This window comes from Paenibacillus sp. MY03 (assembly GCF_002165585.1).
GTDB classification, from domain to species: Bacteria; Bacillota; Bacilli; order Paenibacillales; family Paenibacillaceae; genus Pristimantibacillus; species Pristimantibacillus agaridevorans.
Genome location: NZ_MXQD01000045.1, coordinates 65,038 through 81,950, shown reverse-complemented (window position 1 = coordinate 81,950; position 16,913 = coordinate 65,038). Strand labels below are relative to the sequence as shown.

Sequence of the window (16,913 nt, the reverse complement as noted above, 5' to 3'; positions counted from 1 at the left end):
CGTTCTTATCTACAGTGAATAGACAGCCTCATGAACGACGTTATCCATCCGTTTTGCAAGGTTTCTAAATTGTAACGGACACAGGCGACCTTATTCGCAACATTCGGGCCCTATTTTGCTTCATTCAGCCCAATAACGTCCAACTTGTCCGTTACAATTCGTGTTCACCAAAAATGGCGCAATTAGTGTCACTGATGTCTGTTAGAGAGACAGGTCAGGCGCATCCTTGCCCAAGCATGCGCAAAACGCCTGTCGGCGATCTTGTTTGCCTCGTACGAAATCCACGCCCGGCTACCGAAATTGTAAAGGACACCAGCGACCCTTAGAGCGAGAAATCGAACAAATTGAAATTCTAATGGACATCAGCGACTCTTACAGCTTCAAATCAGAGGCATCCCACCCCATTTGAGTTTCTAAGAGTCGCGTTTGTCCGTTACAATCGTGGCTAACGAAAAACAGACGGCTAAGGTTCTAGAATGTCCGTTACATTTCCGCCCCACCTGCCGACACACCTGCCCGTTTTGCAGCTCACCGGGCGTTTTTGACATCCAATCGTCGCTTTCTAGAGGAGGGATACTTTTAAACTCTATAATAATGAGAAAACCTCTACCCTCGGACTCTCGAAGATGAGCGACCTCCGGCTTTGCAAAGCAAAGCCGCTTCGGAAGCATGAGGTAGGTTTAATCGCCAATAAAAACTTCATACCTCCGACAAGCTCGGAAAACTTATACATTTTATGGGGTTATAAGGGGAAAAGCGCTCTTTAATTGACTGCTCTTTCGTTTTTTCGAAGTGTTAGAGGGAAAAGCTCCCTCTAAATCAAGTGGACTAGAGGGCAGACCCCAATTGGATGGAGAATAGAGGGAGGATTTCCCTTTAAAGCCACAAAATCCGGTATAGAAGCGAGATTAGAGGGAGATTTTCCCTTTATTCTCATCATGCAATGACTGCAGCTTCATCCTACAGACACTATCGTTTCGTTTTGGGGAAACATATAGAGAACGTAACGGGCAGGATAGTTCCATCTGTCTCATTTTGGTGAAATGAGTATATAGTATTATTAGTGTCTTTGCTAAGCACCTGGAAAGGAGAAGGAAATGAAAAAGACAACCCATCTACTGTGGCGCTTTATTTTTCCGCTATCTTCAATTTTGTGGGGCTCTTTTTATCACGAAGGACACAGAGAATTAAATTGATAAAACGGATCACTTCACCTTCTTCATAAATAAAGCGAAGCATAGGGCTGCCATTAAGCACAGCATTTTGTACGCTGGCAGCGTATTGACTAGCCAATGACGATGAGTTGTTAATCAATAAATTACCCTAACGGAAAACGATAGTTCGCCCCTGTCATGACGGTATCCAGACATAATTGGCTGCCGTTTTTCTTTGAAGTAACGCGCAGGAAGTGCAGAATTAAGAATTTAAAACTAGAAAAATATATGGGTGGGTTGGATTTGAGGACGGATATAAGTAATTGGATGCCACTATCTGTGTCGGAAATAAATAAAATGTTTTCTGGCATTCCGCTTCGGTGGATTATCGCTGGAGGTTGGGCTTTAGATTTGCATCTACGTAAGCAAACAAGGGAACATAGTGATATAGACATTATTATTACACGTGATGAGCAATCAATCGCTTATCAGTATTTAAAACGTGATTGGGTGTTATACAAGGCGGAGAATGGTAAGCTTGAACTTTGGGAAGATGGAGAGTACTTGAATTCGACAAATGACATATGGGTCAGCAAGAGCGAGGAAACGCCTTGGGCTTTTCAGATTATGATAATTGATACCTACGAAAATTCTTGGATTTATAAGAGAAATAAATCAGTTAGAAGGCCAGTTGATGAAATTTTTTTGAGAACCGATGAAGGCATACCTTATTTGAGACCCGAAATCCAACTTCTTCATAAAGCCGGTGGTTCGCAAGTACGTGAAAAGGATTATAATGATTTCCAAACAATGCTTCCATCGCTTCTATCACAAGAAAAAGCATGGCTGAAATCTTCTTTAAACCGGCAATTTCCAGAAGGTCATACCTGGCTCAAATTTTTGTGAATTAATAATTTAATGCTTGTGGTTGCTCTTATCTAAACGGGTACGAAAGCGAAAAACTTATTCATTTCCTCCAAAAAAGGGATGGTCCCCGCCGCCGCCAACCGCTCGGCCATGGGAACCATCCCTTTTTGTTATTGAATCGCCAGCGTAATCATCTTGGCGATCTCGGCGCGCGTCACGTCCGCATGCGGATCGAAACGTCCATCGCCCTTGCCGCCTACGATACCCAGCGCTTGCGCGGCTTCGATCGCTTCGCGCGCCCACGGGGACGCCTCCGCGATGTCCGCGAACGCAGCTTCGTCGCCGGCTGCCGCTTCATCCTCGTTCAAATAAGCGAACAGTCTCATGAGCACGACCGCGGCTTCCTCCCGGGTAATCGTCTCCTCCGGGCGGAATCGGCCGCCGTAGCCCATTACCAGTCCCAGCTCCTGCGCTTTGTCCACGTATGCCGCATAATATTTGCCTGATGCAACATCCTGGAATTCGGATTGTCCGGCCTCAAGGCCCAGGAATCCGAGCGCCTTCACCGCGATAACCGCGAAGTCCGCGCGCGTCACGTCACGGTCGGGAGCGTATCTCGTGCCGTCAATGCCCGTAATGGCATGCTTCGCGGCCAGCTTGCCGACGTAATCCTTCGCCCAATGGCCGTTCATGTCGGCGAACGTCTTGCGATATTCCATCACAGCGTAGCTCGAGAAGTGTTTCGTCCGGAAGGTTACGGTGTTCCCCTTGAACGAACCGCCCATATAGTCGGCTCCGCCCGAGCCGTCCAGATAATAGACGCCTGCGTATTCCGGATCCATAGCCTTCGTCTCCTCGGCCGTCAGCGTACGCGTCACGATGACCTCTTCGCCGAACGATGAAATCGGCGTTTCCTTGCCGTCTGATCCAACGTAAACCATGGTCAGATCGTACACGATGCCCGTTCCGCGCAGCGCCTTGTCATCCTTAATGGCGTCGGCGACGGCATCTTCCGTCAGCTTTGTCTCCCCGATATCGACGCGCAGTCGTACAAAACCATAGCCTTCTCCCGCCTGCTGAGGAATCGCGCCGACCGGATATTCGACCGTTACGCGAGGCGTAACGACGCGAATCGTCTTGCCGCTTTCTTGCAAGGCCTCGATCGCTTCGGCAGACAGCTCCAATACAAGCTGTTCCTCCGAAGAAGTATCCGCCTGCAGCTGGATATCGACATATTTCTCTGCCGCGCTCTTAATCGCTTCGTTCACTTGCGTTTTGTTCACCTTAAAGACAGGGCTTCCGTCCGAAGCCTTGCCCGGCTTGACGGTAATGACGCCGTCCTTCACGTCCGCGCCGCCTTCATTGCCGCCGCTTGTCGGAGGCGTACCCGTCCCCGGATTCGTGCCCGGATCCGTTCCCGGCTGCTCCGGAGCTTTGCCCGTGTAGAAGCGCCAGATGTCGGAGCGAGTACGACCCTCGTAATCGTCTTCCGCTACGGCATACCATTCGTAGCTTGCGTCATGGGCCAAGCTGTCCCATGCCACCGACGCATTTTTGCCGCTCTCCGTTGCTTGCGTATCGCCAATCTTCTGCTCCGTGTACACGCGAACGCCGAAGTAATCCGTCGCGACGCGTTTTGTCTCCGCGTCCAGATTCAGATCAAGCGAGAACTCGTCTTTGCTCGGGTACTCTGCGGGATCGTAGAAGTTGTAATCGTTCAACGTCGGCGAATATGTCTTGATATGCAGCTTGTCGTTCGCCATGTCGAACTGCATCAGCCTCATGTAGCCCTGGCCGCCATCCGGCCCGCCTTGATAATCGGCGAGCATTTGATACACTTTGCGATCGGCCTTGCCGTCACCGTCATCATCCACTTCGTCCGTCTTGAGCTCGGCATCGTGATAGTGGCCGGACAACGTGGCGAACACGTTAGGGTTCGGCAGCGCGACCTCCTCGTACACTTTGTCCGCGATCGGAGCGCGGTTGCCAGATACGAGCAGGTATTCGTGCATTGCAAGAATCGCTTTGTGATTGGGATGAGCCTTCACGACCTGGTTCATCCATTCGATCTCTTCGTCGGCGAGGCCCCAGCCCATGTAGACGATAATAAAATCGTTGCCGCCGGCGGAGATAAGATCGTAGTGGCCCATGTTATTTTTGTAAGAACCTCCAAAGGTCGGCTGGTTCACGAAGCGGTCTTCGCCGAACCACTTCCAGTACTCGTCGTACGTGCCCTTCTGGTGGTCGACGTCATGATTGCCCGCCAGTACGCCGTACGGCACGCCCGCATCGTCAAGCACCTTCATGTTCGTGTCGGCTTCAATCCATTGATATTCCTGATCGGCTTCGTCGACGATATCCCCTGTGTGAATAACATAGCGAATCTTCTGCTCGTCCAGATTGTCGACGATCCACTTTACGTTGTCGCGATAGTACTTGTGATACGTCTCGGAATAATACTGCGTATCGGACATCCAGACGAACGAGAAGTCGTACGGATCGTTCGATACCGGCAGCTCGTCCTGTACCATGAGCGCGATACGGTCCGGATCGACGGAACCCTCGACAGCCCGCTGACGATAAACGCCCGCCGCTACCTCCGCGCCCAGCTCGAAGTCTTCATTGCCCGCGATGACGGAATCCAGCATCATCCACTTCGCATCTGCCGAACTCCATGCGTACAAGCTAACCTTGCGTCCTTCCAGCGATTTGCCCTTCCAGCGAATGTCCACAAGATCGCTGTCCTTCACCGAGGCGTCCAGCGTTATCTCGAATCGCTGGTACGGGAATTGCTCCGTCGCGTCGTCGATGAGATACTTGCCGTCCTCGCTTTCGATCGCCTCGTAATCATCCGCCGTGAACGCCTTCTCGCCGCCCGGCACTTCCCGCTTCGGCGGCTCCGTATCTGACGCGCCGCGGTACCCTTGGAAGCCGGCCGACGCATTGGCGTCATAGTTGAAGCCGCGGAAGAACATGACGCGCATGAGATCGCCCAGCGGATCCTTCGCCTTGACGGTCAGCGTCGCCGCATTTCCGATATTGCCCGCATTGTGGAGCGGCGCGACAACCTCAGGCGCGATAGGATTCTCGTCCGGCACTTCGAAGCTTACGGAAGACGAAGTCTCGTTGCCTGCTTTGTCGACAGCCTTCACGACAAAAGTATGGGCGCCTGGAGTCAACGCCGCCGAGGAGGTGGCGTAAGGAAGCGCGACGGACGTTCCGTCCAGCGTAGCCGTTGTTGCTTCCAGGCCCGCGATAGCATCCGTCACCAAGGCATCCAGATCGAATTCGCCGCGATACGTCTTGCCTTCCTCTACGGATGGCACAATGGAAGGAGCCGTATTATCCACCTTCACGTTGCGCGTCAACGTTGCGTAATCGGGATGGCTCAGCGTCAGTACGTGATCGCCGTCCTCGATGCCCGCCGTCTGCCAAACGTATGCCTTGGAAGCCAGCTTCTCGGCCTCAAGCGTGAACGTGAAGTCAAGGAATTCGTGCTTGCCCGCGCTGTCCCCCATCTTAAGCGATTGCTGCGGATTGCTGAACTTCGGATCGTACAGCTCCGTTCCGTCCGCCAGCACGAGACGAATATTCCGGATCTCGAAGTCGTCCTTGTTCTCTTCCGGACGATCGTCGAACGGTCCCGACTTGGAGCCGGCGTAGATCGAGAGCACGTTGTCCCCTTCCTTCAGGGAGTCCGCCGAGATCGGCACGGTCAGCGTCGACCAGCTGTCGATGGGATCAAGGAACGTATGAATAATTTCCCCGTCCGCCACGACCGCGTTTTTGAAATAATAATTGACGCCCTGCGTCTCGAAAGCGAAGAACGCTCCGCTCTCCAGAGCGGCATACGTGCCGCCGGACAACTCGTTGCCGTCGACGGACATTGTCAACTCGTTCCACGGCACGTCCTTGCCCGTTCCCCGCAGGATGAGATCCCCGGAGACGACCTCGTTCTCCTTCAGGTTAAGACGCAGATCGGACAGCTCGGGACCTCCCGTTACGTCGACCCGCTTCGTGGCCGTCTTGACGGTATTCGTGCCGTCGGATACCTCGAAGTAATAGTCAATGTAATCGCGGCCGATCAGCTCGGGGCTGAACAAAGTCTGGCGATACAACGAATCGTTGTAGCTCCGCTTTAGATAACGCTTTGTATAATCTTCCTTGCGATTGTCCTTGTAATACAGCGCCACCGTCTTGACGATGCGATCGTCCTTCGCGTCCGCGACGAGGTCGATGTTTCTCGACTGGTCGATCGTAGCGACTGTCGTCAAATCCGCAGCCGTTGGATTAACGTTGTCCGCAGGCACCTGCACCGGAATCGACGAAATCTGCTCCGACGCCACTTTGCCCGGCGTAGCGGATTCGAGACCCGCGCTGTATTTGATCATCGTGGTCGTGCCGTCCAGCGGGTATTTGTAGAAAATACCCATGTTCGCCTTCGTCTCTTCGTCATTGTCATAATACGCGGACGAAATTTCGATGCCGCTGTTCGTCGCGATCACGATGCCGCGCTTGCCGCCGTTGGCCATGCCGTCGCTGTACATCCGGAAGAGATTGACGCCTTCCGTCAATCCGGCGTTGCCGTAGTTGGCGTTGAAATCGGCTGCCGTCGAAGAGCCGTTGTAGGCGTTGATGACCCAGAAGACGACCGTCTCGCCCGCCGGAATCACGACGTCTTCCTTGTCCGTCGGCCAAATAACGTCGGCGGATGGACCGGAATCCGTATACCGGTAATTCATGCGGTAATCCTTAAGGTTCACGGGACCGTCCGTGTTGTTGTATACTTCCACGAATTCGTAGCCGTCGCCGCTGCCCACGTTCTCGGAGTCCGGCACCAATTCCGTAATCAGCAGTTCCGGCGCCGATTGCGGATCGAAGTCGCCGAGCTCCACCTTAACCTCGGTCTCTTCGGACGTCGTCCGGCCAAGGCCGTCCGCCGCTTCGATGTAATAATAGACCGCGTCCTCGACGAGTACCGAAGACGGAATAAGTCCCTTGTACTCGCCGCCCGAAGGATTCATGGGTACGCTGGCGTAGGCGGATTGCGACTTCGTCCGGTAGAATACTTTGGCCTGAGGCGCCTCGGAACCGTCGGGATCCGTAACGTCGGCCGTGATTTCCAGGCCGCCGGCTACGAATGCATGCGAAATATTCGCGATAACCGGCGTCTCGTTCTCCGAGCCGTCCGGCAGGTGAACCGGCACCGCCGGCGTCTGCTCGGCCGCTACCGTTCCCGGCGTCGCGGCAACCGTGCCGGGGTTCGGCAGCATGCGCATGCTCGCTGTACCGTCAAACGGGTACGAGTAGAAGATGCCCATGTTTTTCTTGGTTTGATCGTCATTCTGATAAGAAGCGACCACGATATCTTGTCCCAGCAGGTTCTTGACGATCAGGTCGCGGGCCGAGCCGTTGGCCATGCCGTCCACGGCTTCCGTCCGGAACAGATTCACGCCCACTTCCAGCGCCGTGCCGTAGTTGGCGTTGAAATCCGCGGCCGTCTTGGTCGACTCGTTGGCGGGATTCGTAATCCAGAGCACGATGGATTCCCCTTGCGGGATCACGACTTTGCCCTTCTCCGCCAGCGGCCATGCCACGTCTCCGGCCGGCCCCTTGTCGGGATAGCGGTAGAAGAGACCGTAGTTGGCGAAGTCGAGCTCTCTATCCGTATTGTTGTATACTTCTACGAATTCATAAGCGTCGCTGCTCACCGTCGAGCTTACGTTCTCGCTGTCCGGCACCAGCTCCGTAATCAAGACGGGCGGCACTTTGCTATAGTCAAAATCGTCCGTCTCCACGGCCACGTCGTAAGTGCGGGTCGTCGCCGCCGTAACGCCGTCGGAAGCTTGGATATAATATTGGAGCAGCGGCGAAGTCAGCGCGGACTTCGGAATCGAAGCCGCGAAGACGCCGTTATCCGGCACCATATCCAGCTTGGCGAAGACGCCGTCCGAGCCGTTCCGGTAGTAGACGCTTGCCGTGACCGCCGCCGATTCGGGATCTTCGACGGTCGCCGTAATGAGCAGATCGGACTCGTGCGTCGCTTCCGTAACCGGCGCATGGCCGATAACCGGCGGCAGGTTGGGGGCCTGGCCGTTGTCCGGCACCTGATCCTTCGTTACGGAGCCCGGCGTTGCAGCCAACGTTCCCGGGCCATCCATCATGACCATAGCCGTGCTTCCATCTTTGGGATACGTATAAAAAATGCCCTTGTTCGGCTTTGTCTGATTATCGTCCTGATAGGATGCCGACGATACGACATTGCCTTCTCCGTCCTTGATGATCAAGTCGCGCGGATCGCTGTTGCTCATGCCGCCTCCGCCGCTCACGCGGAACAGCGATACGCCTTCCGTCAATTGTACGCCGTATTCGCCGTTGAAGTTTGCCACAGGCTCCTTGGTGTTGGCCGCGTTCATGACCCAGAGCACGATCGTGCCGTACGCCGGGATGCTCGTCGCCGTGTCCGGCAAGGTAAGCGGCCATGGTGTCGTTTTTTCCCCTTTGTCGTCGATGTAATGATAGATTAGCGAGTAATCCCGGAAGTCGACCGGGGAATCGCTGTTATTATAAACTTCGATAAATTCGTAGCCGTCCGTAGAGACTCCGGGCAGATTCGTCGTATCCGGCACGAGTTCCGTAATCATCAGCTTGGGGGCATCCGGAGCCGCGCTTGCCGGCGCAGGAGCCGGAACGGCACCGAGCAGCAGCGTCGCCGCCGTCGCTCCCGACAGCCATTTTTTCCAATGTCTCGCGTTCATTGCTTTCACGATCTTACACGCTCCCAATCGTTATCGTAATGTAGCTTCATATCTCTCGTAGGCTTGTTCATAAATATTCATGTATTGATCCAGCCCCATCGCTTCCAGCCTCGACACGTAGGTCTCCCACTCGCTCAATGGCAGGGTGCCGTTTACGAATTCGCGTTCCGCCTCGTTCGCATACCGCTCAATGTCCTGTCCCGCCGTAGACATCCAGAGCGACTCCTCTTCGGTGAAGTTGAATCGGCCCCATACCTCGGTTGGGATGTACGGTCTCGCCTTTTCCGCCGACGCCATCGCTTCCGGTCTCGTCTCCGATCCTTGAAAGTACGCTTCCCATACGAAGCCGGGATAGCTGCCTCCCATCCAGGTGACGTAAGGGATCAGCGCCTGATCCAGCGTCAAGCCGCCTTCCGCCTGCGCAATGCTCTCCTTGAACACAAGCGAGCCATCCGGCTTTTTGTCATAGGTAATCCCTTCCTCGCCCATAAAAAACAAGGTCGCTCCCTCTTCCCCGAAGAAATAATCCATCCAGCGGATCGTCTCCTCATCCACGTCGACGAACCGATGCGCAATGCCGCGATTGCCAAGGGCGAATGCTCCCTTAAGCTGATCCAGCAGGGGCGTAATGCCAACGCTGGCTACAGGGATCTCGTCCTGCACGCCATTGCCGTTCATGTCGGTGTCCCTCACTGCCCGCAAATAGGCCAGCAGCTCGTCCGTCGTGACGGGCTCTTTCATGCCAAGCCGCTCCAGCCATTTTCCGTTTACCCAAAACGGCATGCCGACCAGCATGGTCAGAAATTCGGGGTCGTAGAAGGACGGGAAGGAATAGATGTGGCCGTCCGGCATGGTCAATCCTTGCCTGAGCTCGGGATATTGCTCCAGCAAGGCATAAAAGTTCGGCGCATGATCGGCCAAATAATCGTCAAGCGGGATAAGCACGCCCTTCCTGCCGTACATGTAGAGCTCGGCGGACGACAATCTCGCCGAATAGAACGCATCCGGCAATTCTTCCCCCGCGAGCGCCAGCGCCCGCTGGTTAGCCAATACCTCGAAGGGAATCAGCCGAAAGTCGATGTCCATATTGGACCGCTCCGCCATCTTTTTCCATACCTGCTTATCCTCGTACGGACCGATATTATTCGGCGACTGGCCGGTGAAAAACGTCAGCGCGATTCGATCGCGGACAATCGGCATTCCTTCCGTCGTCTCCCTTGCCTCATCGGCTTGCCGCCCCTCGCCCCGCTGTCCTTCGGCTTGCCTCTCCCGAACGCTGCAGCCTGACAGCAAGACCAGGACGGCGGCCATAATAAGAAGAATGGCATGGATGGCCGAATTCCGCTTTCCGTGTCGCTTATCGTTCACCGCTTAAAATCATCCCTTCTCGTCTCGCCGCCTCCGCTTGGCCGCATGAGGCGCAAATTTATGATATAACGCGGCTATTTGCCGCGAAATCGACGTTTTTTTTGATGCTTATCCTTTTTTTCGATTCCTTTTTTACAAACACTCAACATGCCTGTCACAGCCTTTTGGGCCGCTTTCGTATACGATAGAAGAACTTGCGTGATACTCCCTCTTGCTCCGCAGGGAAAGGAGATGCCTCTATGATGAAGATTCGTTTTTCGAAACCTCGCACGCTGTACGGACAGCTGCTTGTCTCTTTTATATGTATCATTGTTTTGTTTTCGCTGTTTAACGGTTTGTTGTTCTCGTTCTTTCAATCCCGGCTGCAGAAGGACGTCGTCGCCAACAATCATCGCGCGTTAATCGACGTCTCGGAACGCTATGAAACGCATATCGCCCAGTTGAAAGCTCTGCTGAATATGATTTATAACGATACCACGGTGCGCGAGTTCAATCGGCAATTGCGCTCTTACGGCGCGGACGAAGCCAATTACTTATCCGCCTATCGCATCTCCAATATGCTGCGCGCGGACGCCTATAATCCGTTGTTTTATTTGGAAGGCATCATTGTCCATTACGGCATCGGCGACTTCGCCGTGGATCAGGACGGCAGCAGCTCCGCCTCGGATATGTTCGGGAGAGCTTATGCAAGTCCGGCATACTCCCATTCCTTCTGGCGCGATCAGCTGAGCAGTCCGTCATTCTTGACCCTATTCCCGGCGCGGCGCTTTCTCCCCTCGTCCGACGTGGCGAACGAACCCGTTATTATGCCCATCAGCCTCAAGCTGCCGGGCGAGGAATATCAGGTTATCGCTTTGCTCAACGTGGACAAGGCCATGTCCGCTTTCGCAGGCAAGGCGGCGGACCAATCGATCGCTATTGCGGATAACGACGGTCAAATGTTGTACCAGAACGGATTGCCGGAGGGAGATATCCCTGTCTTCAATAACGGGTCCTACCATCTGCTCCACGACCAATTCTATTGGTTCCGAACAACGACGGCCGACGGTCTGTCGTATTATGCGACGATTCCTTACGCGACGGCATCAGCCGAGCTGCGCCAATGGTTCTGGTGGTCGGCGGCCGTGTTCGTCTGCACGCTTCTCCTGGCGACCGCCGTTTCCCATTACTTCAGCAGGCGAATCAAGAAACCGGTTGACCGGCTGCTTGCCGCCGCGGCGGGGAAATCCTCGCGCCTGCATCCGGCGGCAGGCAGCGGCATTCGCGAATACGAGGCGATCGAAAGCCGCATTCTTCATTTAATGAAGGAGAGAGAAGAAGTACATGGCAGGATGAAGCGGCACCGTTCCATATTGACCAGCTATGGCTACATGAGCCGGATCAAGAACATCAACGAGGATTTGGGGGAGTGGAAGGAGTTCATGACGACGGAGACCGACGGCAGCTACGATCTGATTCTATACGAGCTGAAATTCCGCGGAGACGCGATGGCCCGGCTTAACATCCGGCCCGAGCACGCCTCGCTGGCCGTTCGCGAGCATATCCGGACGGCCGTCGAGCGTTATTGCCCGGGCTCGCATACCTTCCAGCTAGAGCATCATCAGATTCTCACGGTCGTCCGGGACGGCCGTTCGGAGCCCATCTCGGCTATGCTGGCCGAGGTCAAAGAGCTGCTGGACCAAAGCTCCGCCTATTGCGCGGTGACGATCGCCGTCAGCTCCCGCTTCGAGCATGCTTCGCAATTCGGCCATGCTTACGAGCAGGTAAGAAGCTGGGCCGGACAAGCGCTGCCGAAGGAAGAGACGCAATTGATTACGGCGCCGCGGGAATTGCCGGAGACGCCTCGTTTATCGGAGAAGGAAGCGGACAAGCTGGCTTCGTCCCTGCAAGCGGGGCAAGCCGAAGCGGCCGTCGGCGTGATCGATGAATTGCTGGAGCGCATGCGGCAATCCAGGGCCGCGGTGCGTCAATACCATGAAGTGGCGGAGGGACTGGCGACTATGCTGACCGACGAGCTTCGCCATCTGGGCAACGAAGCGGAGCCCCAGGTGGGCTGGACGGTCCGCTCCATCCGGCGGGACTTGGCTGTCTGCCATACCGTCGGGGAGTATCGCTCGCAGCTGGCCCGATTGGCCGAGACGGTGGCCGTCGCGCTGTCCATGCGAACAGTCTCGGGCGAAGATCCCGTCATCTCGCGGGTCATGCACTCCCTGGAGACGGGATTCGGATCGGATATTTCCCTGGAGCAAGTGGCGGACGATCTGAACATGTCGGCAGCCTATCTGTCCACCTACATCAAGGAGAAAACAGGAACCAACTTCATCGACCACTTGAACGGCCTGCGGATGGCGAAGGCGAAGGAATTGCTGTCGGAGACAGCCCGGCAAGTGAGCGACATCGCCCGGGAAGTCGGCTACCTTAACGTGACCTCGTTTAACCGTCTGTTTAAAAAAACGACCGGCATCTCGCCGACCGAATATCGCCGATTGCGTCAAGTCGACGCGGAGGGCAAAACGGGCTAGAGGAAGGATGCCCTGCTCGCGCGTCTTCCGCCGAATATGTCCTAGGGCGCGATCCTGGACACATGGCAACAGACCGGCCCCCGTCAGCCCTCCCCGTCAAAGTCAAAGTAGGCGGTCAAATCCGACTTGACGTGGGGCTCGAAAAATCACAAATTGGCTTTTGGGACAGCCCCCCTTTTTGTGCTAGTGCCAGAAAAAAGCAACGGCGTCACTCCTGTCTGTTCGTTCTCTCGAACAAGAGGAAAACCTCCCTCTAATACCCTCGTCTCCGAACTTGCTTGCTCTTTTGAGGGAAATCCTACCTCTAATTCTGCCCGAATCGCTGTTTTTGGGTCGAATCACCCCGAATACAGGGAGGTTTTCCCTCTAAGCGGAGCCGATATGCCGATTTTCTCGGATTAAAAGGAGCTTTTCCCTCTATTGTCCGATACGATATACGATGGGCCTCTTGGAGATGAGCGACCTTCAGCTTTGCAAGGCAAGCCCTATGGCGGTAAAACTTGAACAAAGCGGGCTTATTGAGCAAACTAATCAGGTGTGCGGAACTGAGCGACGTTATTTTCGCCAAATCAACGGTTTCGAGTACCTTTACGGAACTGAGCGTTCTTATTCCACCCCAATCGCGCTCCATCCCCTTTATCATCAACCAATAAAGTCTCTGAGTTCCGTCAGCCCTGCCGTTCCCCCTACATTCGCCGAAATAAGGGCTCTGTGTTCCGTTGTCGCTATCGCACACGTACGCACGCCGTAGCGACAGCGACTGAACTCGCGCTCCACCCCGAAATTTTATACATATAATTACAAGAAGGAGCCGCACCTCAAGGCACGGCTCCGCTCTTCTTATTCGTATGCCCGAATCTCCACAATTTGCGCATGTTTCGAGCCGGCCGTCGCTTCCACGACGACGCGGACTTGCTCCGCAGCAACAGGCTGCTCTAGCCGGTGAACGCGATTGCGCATCATTCTTTTGTCATATCTCGAAAGGATCCTTAATCCCGGCCAGCCGCTCCTTCAGTTCTTTCTCCAGCTCCGAGGCGACGGGATGCTCCGCCGCGTGCTTCAACGCAATCGGATGTTGCTGCGCGGGATCCTCCTGCAAGTCGTACAACCAGCGCGCTTCGCCTTCATCCGGAGCGTAACCCTTATCCACCACGTAGGTATATCGTTTGGTTCTAATGCCCCGCCAGCCATATGCCAGATGATTGAGCCCGGCTTCCCGGAACGCCGTAATCGCGGCGAGCCGTCCGGGATAGGCGCTGATCAGCGCCCTGCGGTCTTTCCCTGCGGCTTCATCAGTAACCCTGCCGCCAAGCTCGTCATGCTCCTTCATATGCGCGGCCAATGAATGCCCTTCTACGGTACGGGGTACCGGAATGTCCATCAGTTCGAGCAACGTAGGCATGATATCCACCGTGTTCAAAATTTCGGTTGTCGCGCCGGCTGCAATCCGCCCCGGCCATCTGATGATAAACGGGACGCCTATCGACTCTTCATGCCACGAATGCTTGGCCATCATGCCGTGCGAGCCGAGAAGCTCGCCGTGATCGGAGGTAAGCACCACGATCGTGTTCTCCGCGATGTCCAGTTGCGCAAGCCGTTCCATGAGCCTGCCGAATTGATCGTCGATGCCGGAGACGGCCGCGAAATAATGGTTGGCGTACTCCTCCCATTTCTTTTCTCCGCCCGGAATGGTCTCCCCCGTATGCACGAGGAACGGTTCCCGGATGACGACATTGTCCCGTCGCTCCGGCACAGTACCCTCATACAGCTGCTTGTAACGTTCCGGTACCAGATGAAACGGGCTATGAGGCGGATTCCAGGACAGGAATAACGAGAAGGGAGTCTCCCCTCCGCAATTCTCTTCTATAAAAGACAGCGCCTTGTCCGTCTCATGTTCGACAGACCACTCGCTGATCTTAATCTTCTCGGGAGAATCCATCCAATAATGCGGAGTCAGATGCTCGTCGGAAGCCCCGTAAGAATACCAATAATCGAAGCCGTGCCGCTTCGGCCCCGGCGGCGTGTAAGCGTCCCAATCGTCCGCTCCGGACAAGGGCTGCTCCGCCTTGTTCCGTTCAGGCTCATCCAGATGCCATTTCCCAATATAGCCGGTCCGATACCCTTCCCGCTTCAATACGTCGCCGATCCCGATTTCATCCGGGGAAAGCATCATGTTCAGACCCGTTTTGCAATTGGTAAACACGCCGGTGGATAGCGCGTATTTGCCCGTCATGAGCGAAGCCCTGTGCGGCGAGCATAAGGGCGTGCAGCTTACAGCTTGCGTGAATACGAGCCCTTCCTTCGAAAATCGGTCCATATGCGGCGTGAATACCGGGTCTTCATTCATAAATCCGACGGCTTGCCTGCGCCACTGATCGGCAAAAATATAGATGATATTCGGCCGTTGCCTTGTCATTCGCGCGCCTCCTTCCGTTATCCTTTCACACTTGAGCCTACGATGCCTTTTACGAAATAATCCTGCGCCGCCACGAATACAATAATGGTCGGGATAATGGAGGACACCGCTGCCGCCATCAACAAAGCGTACTGCGTCGTATATTCGCCTATGAAATGCTGCATGCCCAGTTGAAGCGTGTACAGATGATCGGAGGTCAAATAAATGAGCGGCCCGAGAAAGTCGTTCCAGGTATGCATAAACGAGAAAATAACGAGTGTCGCAATAGCCGGCTTCGTAAGCGGCAATATAATGCGCAAGTAAACGCCGAATTCGCTAAGCCCGTCAATTCTGGCCGCTTCCAGCAGCTCATCCGGAATGGAGGAGAAAAATTGACGAAACAAAAATACGCCGAACGGGCTCACGGCACCCAGCACGATCAACGCCCAATGCGAATCGATCAAGCCGAATTGTTTCATTAAGACGAACTGCGGAATCATCATGACCTGGTAAGGAATCATGAGCGTGGCCAAATAAACAAAAAACAAGCCGTCTCTTTCCGGAAATTTGATTTTGGAGAAGGCATACCCCGCCATGGAACAAGTGAAAAGCAAAATAACAATGGTAATAACTACGATTTTGAGTGTATTTAAGTAATAAAGATGAAACGGAATCGTGGTCCAAACATCGGCGTAATTGCTCCAATAAAACTTTTCCGGGATCCACTTGATCGGAAAACCGAATATTTCATGTTCTGCCTTGAGCGACGCCGAGATCATCCAAATAAAGGGCAAGATCATAAACACGGACGTGAGCGCCAAAACCAAATAAAGCGAAAGCTGCTTGATTTTCCGGGCACGCTTCATCGATGAACGACTTATTTTGTTAGCTGCGAGCGGAAGCGGCATTCTGTCTCTCTCCATTTCTCTCATTAATAGTTCACCCACTTCTTCTGGCCTCTGAACTGTACATAGGTGAACACAAGAATGACCAGGAACAATACATAGGCCATAGCGGACGCATAGCCGAAGCTGAATTGCTTGAACGCCACATTATAGATCGTGTACACAAGCACCTGCGTGGATCGACCCGGCCCACCCTGGGTAAGCACATAGATAAAGTCGAATACCTTGAACGAATTAATGACGCCGATAATGACGGTAAAAAAGATAATGGGAGAGAGCATAGGCAGCGTTACGCGGAAAAACTTCGCAATCGGCCCCGCGCCGTCCAGCTCCGCCGCTTCATATAAATGATCAGGAATGCCTTGAAGTCCTGCTAAATACAACACCATGTAGTAGCCGATGGAATGCCAGATATAGACGATGGCAACCGATATTAACGCCCATGCGGACGAAGAGAACCATCCCGGAGGCTCCGTGACGCCAAGCGCCTGCAGCATCTGGTTGACCGGCCCCATAGACGGATTGAGAATGAGCTGCCACACGACCGCTACGGCGATTGTTGCCGTGACATAGGGCAAGAACACCGCCGTACGAAACAGCTTGACGAATTTGATGCCGGCGTTCATCCATACCGATATGATCAATGCCAGGAACAGCGTGAGCGGTACGGATAGAATCGTAAAGATCATGCTGTTCATGAACGAAATTTTGAAGTTGTCATCATCGAACAGTTTCAGGTAATTGTCGAGACCCACAAATTTAAACGGTCCAAAGCCGTTCCACTCGGTAAAGCTCATCAAGAAGGAAGCTATAACGGGTACGAATACGAAAAGCGCAAACCCGATAATGTTCGGAAGCAAAAACATATATCCCGTCAGCCTGTTGCGCTGCGTCATCGTTCTTTGTTTTTTGATTTTCAAGTTGAACCCACTCCTTGATCAACG

General features: G+C 54.1%; 8 protein-coding genes. 2 read left to right on the top strand and 6 right to left on the bottom strand.

Annotation, left to right across the window (positions count from 1 at the left end; genetic code table 11):
• The first annotated feature begins 1,352 nt into the window (after positions 1–1,352).
• Entirely contained in the window at positions 1,353–2,060 is a 708-nt protein-coding gene (locus tag B1748_RS27960) for a nucleotidyltransferase domain-containing protein (RefSeq protein ID WP_306299346.1), read from the top strand.
• A 131-nt stretch (positions 2,061–2,191) separates the two neighbouring features.
• Here the strand turns inward: B1748_RS27960 and B1748_RS27955 are convergent, their stop codons facing one another.
• Both B1748_RS27955 and B1748_RS27950 read right to left on the bottom strand, forming a co-directional pair.
• Entirely contained in the window at positions 2,192–8,779 is a 6,588-nt protein-coding gene (locus tag B1748_RS27955; protein ID WP_256975976.1) for an S-layer homology domain-containing protein, read from the bottom strand.
• 30 nt (positions 8,780–8,809) lie between these two features.
• Positions 8,810–10,147 (bottom strand): type 2 periplasmic-binding domain-containing protein, encoded by a 1,338-nt coding sequence (locus B1748_RS27950; RefSeq protein WP_256975974.1) that lies wholly within the window; start codon positions 10,145–10,147, stop codon positions 8,810–8,812.
• A gap of 239 nt (positions 10,148–10,386) precedes the next feature.
• On the opposite strand from B1748_RS27950, the gene B1748_RS27945 reads away from it, so the two are divergent.
• A complete protein-coding gene (locus tag B1748_RS27945) occupies positions 10,387–12,669 on the top strand; it encodes a helix-turn-helix domain-containing protein (RefSeq protein WP_087571241.1) in 2,283 nt (760 codons plus the stop codon).
• A gap of 840 nt (positions 12,670–13,509) precedes the next feature.
• On the opposite strand, the gene B1748_RS37660 is transcribed toward B1748_RS27945, so the two are convergent.
• Genes B1748_RS37660 through B1748_RS27925 form a run of 4 tightly spaced genes read right to left on the bottom strand, consistent with a single transcriptional unit; the run spans position 13,510 to position 16,889 of the window.
• Positions 13,510–13,632, bottom strand: coding sequence for a hypothetical protein (locus tag B1748_RS37660; RefSeq protein WP_256975973.1), 123 nt, complete (start codon positions 13,630–13,632; stop codon positions 13,510–13,512).
• Between the two features lie 7 nt (positions 13,633–13,639).
• Entirely contained in the window at positions 13,640–15,085 is a 1,446-nt protein-coding gene (locus B1748_RS27935) for a sulfatase family protein (RefSeq protein WP_087571239.1), read from the bottom strand.
• A gap of 17 nt (positions 15,086–15,102) precedes the next feature.
• Positions 15,103–15,996 carry a carbohydrate ABC transporter permease gene (locus B1748_RS27930; protein WP_256975972.1) on the bottom strand — a complete coding sequence of 298 codons (894 nt, stop codon included), beginning with the start codon at positions 15,994–15,996 and terminating at the stop codon, positions 15,103–15,105.
• Complete coding sequence (locus B1748_RS27925; protein WP_256975971.1) at positions 15,996–16,889, bottom strand: carbohydrate ABC transporter permease; 894 nt, start codon at positions 16,887–16,889, stop codon at positions 15,996–15,998. Before B1748_RS27925 ends, B1748_RS27930 begins: the two co-directional genes overlap by 1 nt.
• Positions 16,890–16,913: the final 24 nt, after the last annotated feature.

Excerpts from the sequence above, each read along its gene's own strand:
- B1748_RS27955 (WP_256975976.1), bottom strand. The coding sequence starts at position 8,779 with ATGAACGCGAGACATTGGAAAAAATGGCTGTCGGGAGCGACGGCGGCG.
- B1748_RS27930 (WP_256975972.1), bottom strand. The coding sequence starts at position 15,996 with ATGAGAGAAATGGAGAGAGACAGAATGCCGCTTCCGCTCGCAGCTAAC.
- B1748_RS27935 (WP_087571239.1), bottom strand. The coding sequence starts at position 15,085 with ATGACAAGGCAACGGCCGAATATCATCTATATTTTTGCCGATCAGTGG.
- B1748_RS37660 (WP_256975973.1), bottom strand. The coding sequence starts at position 13,632 with ATGATGCGCAATCGCGTTCACCGGCTAGAGCAGCCTGTTGCTGCGGAG.
- B1748_RS27960 (WP_306299346.1), top strand. The coding sequence starts at position 1,353 with ATGACGGTATCCAGACATAATTGGCTGCCGTTTTTCTTTGAAGTAACG.
- B1748_RS27945 (WP_087571241.1), top strand. The coding sequence starts at position 10,387 with ATGATGAAGATTCGTTTTTCGAAACCTCGCACGCTGTACGGACAGCTG.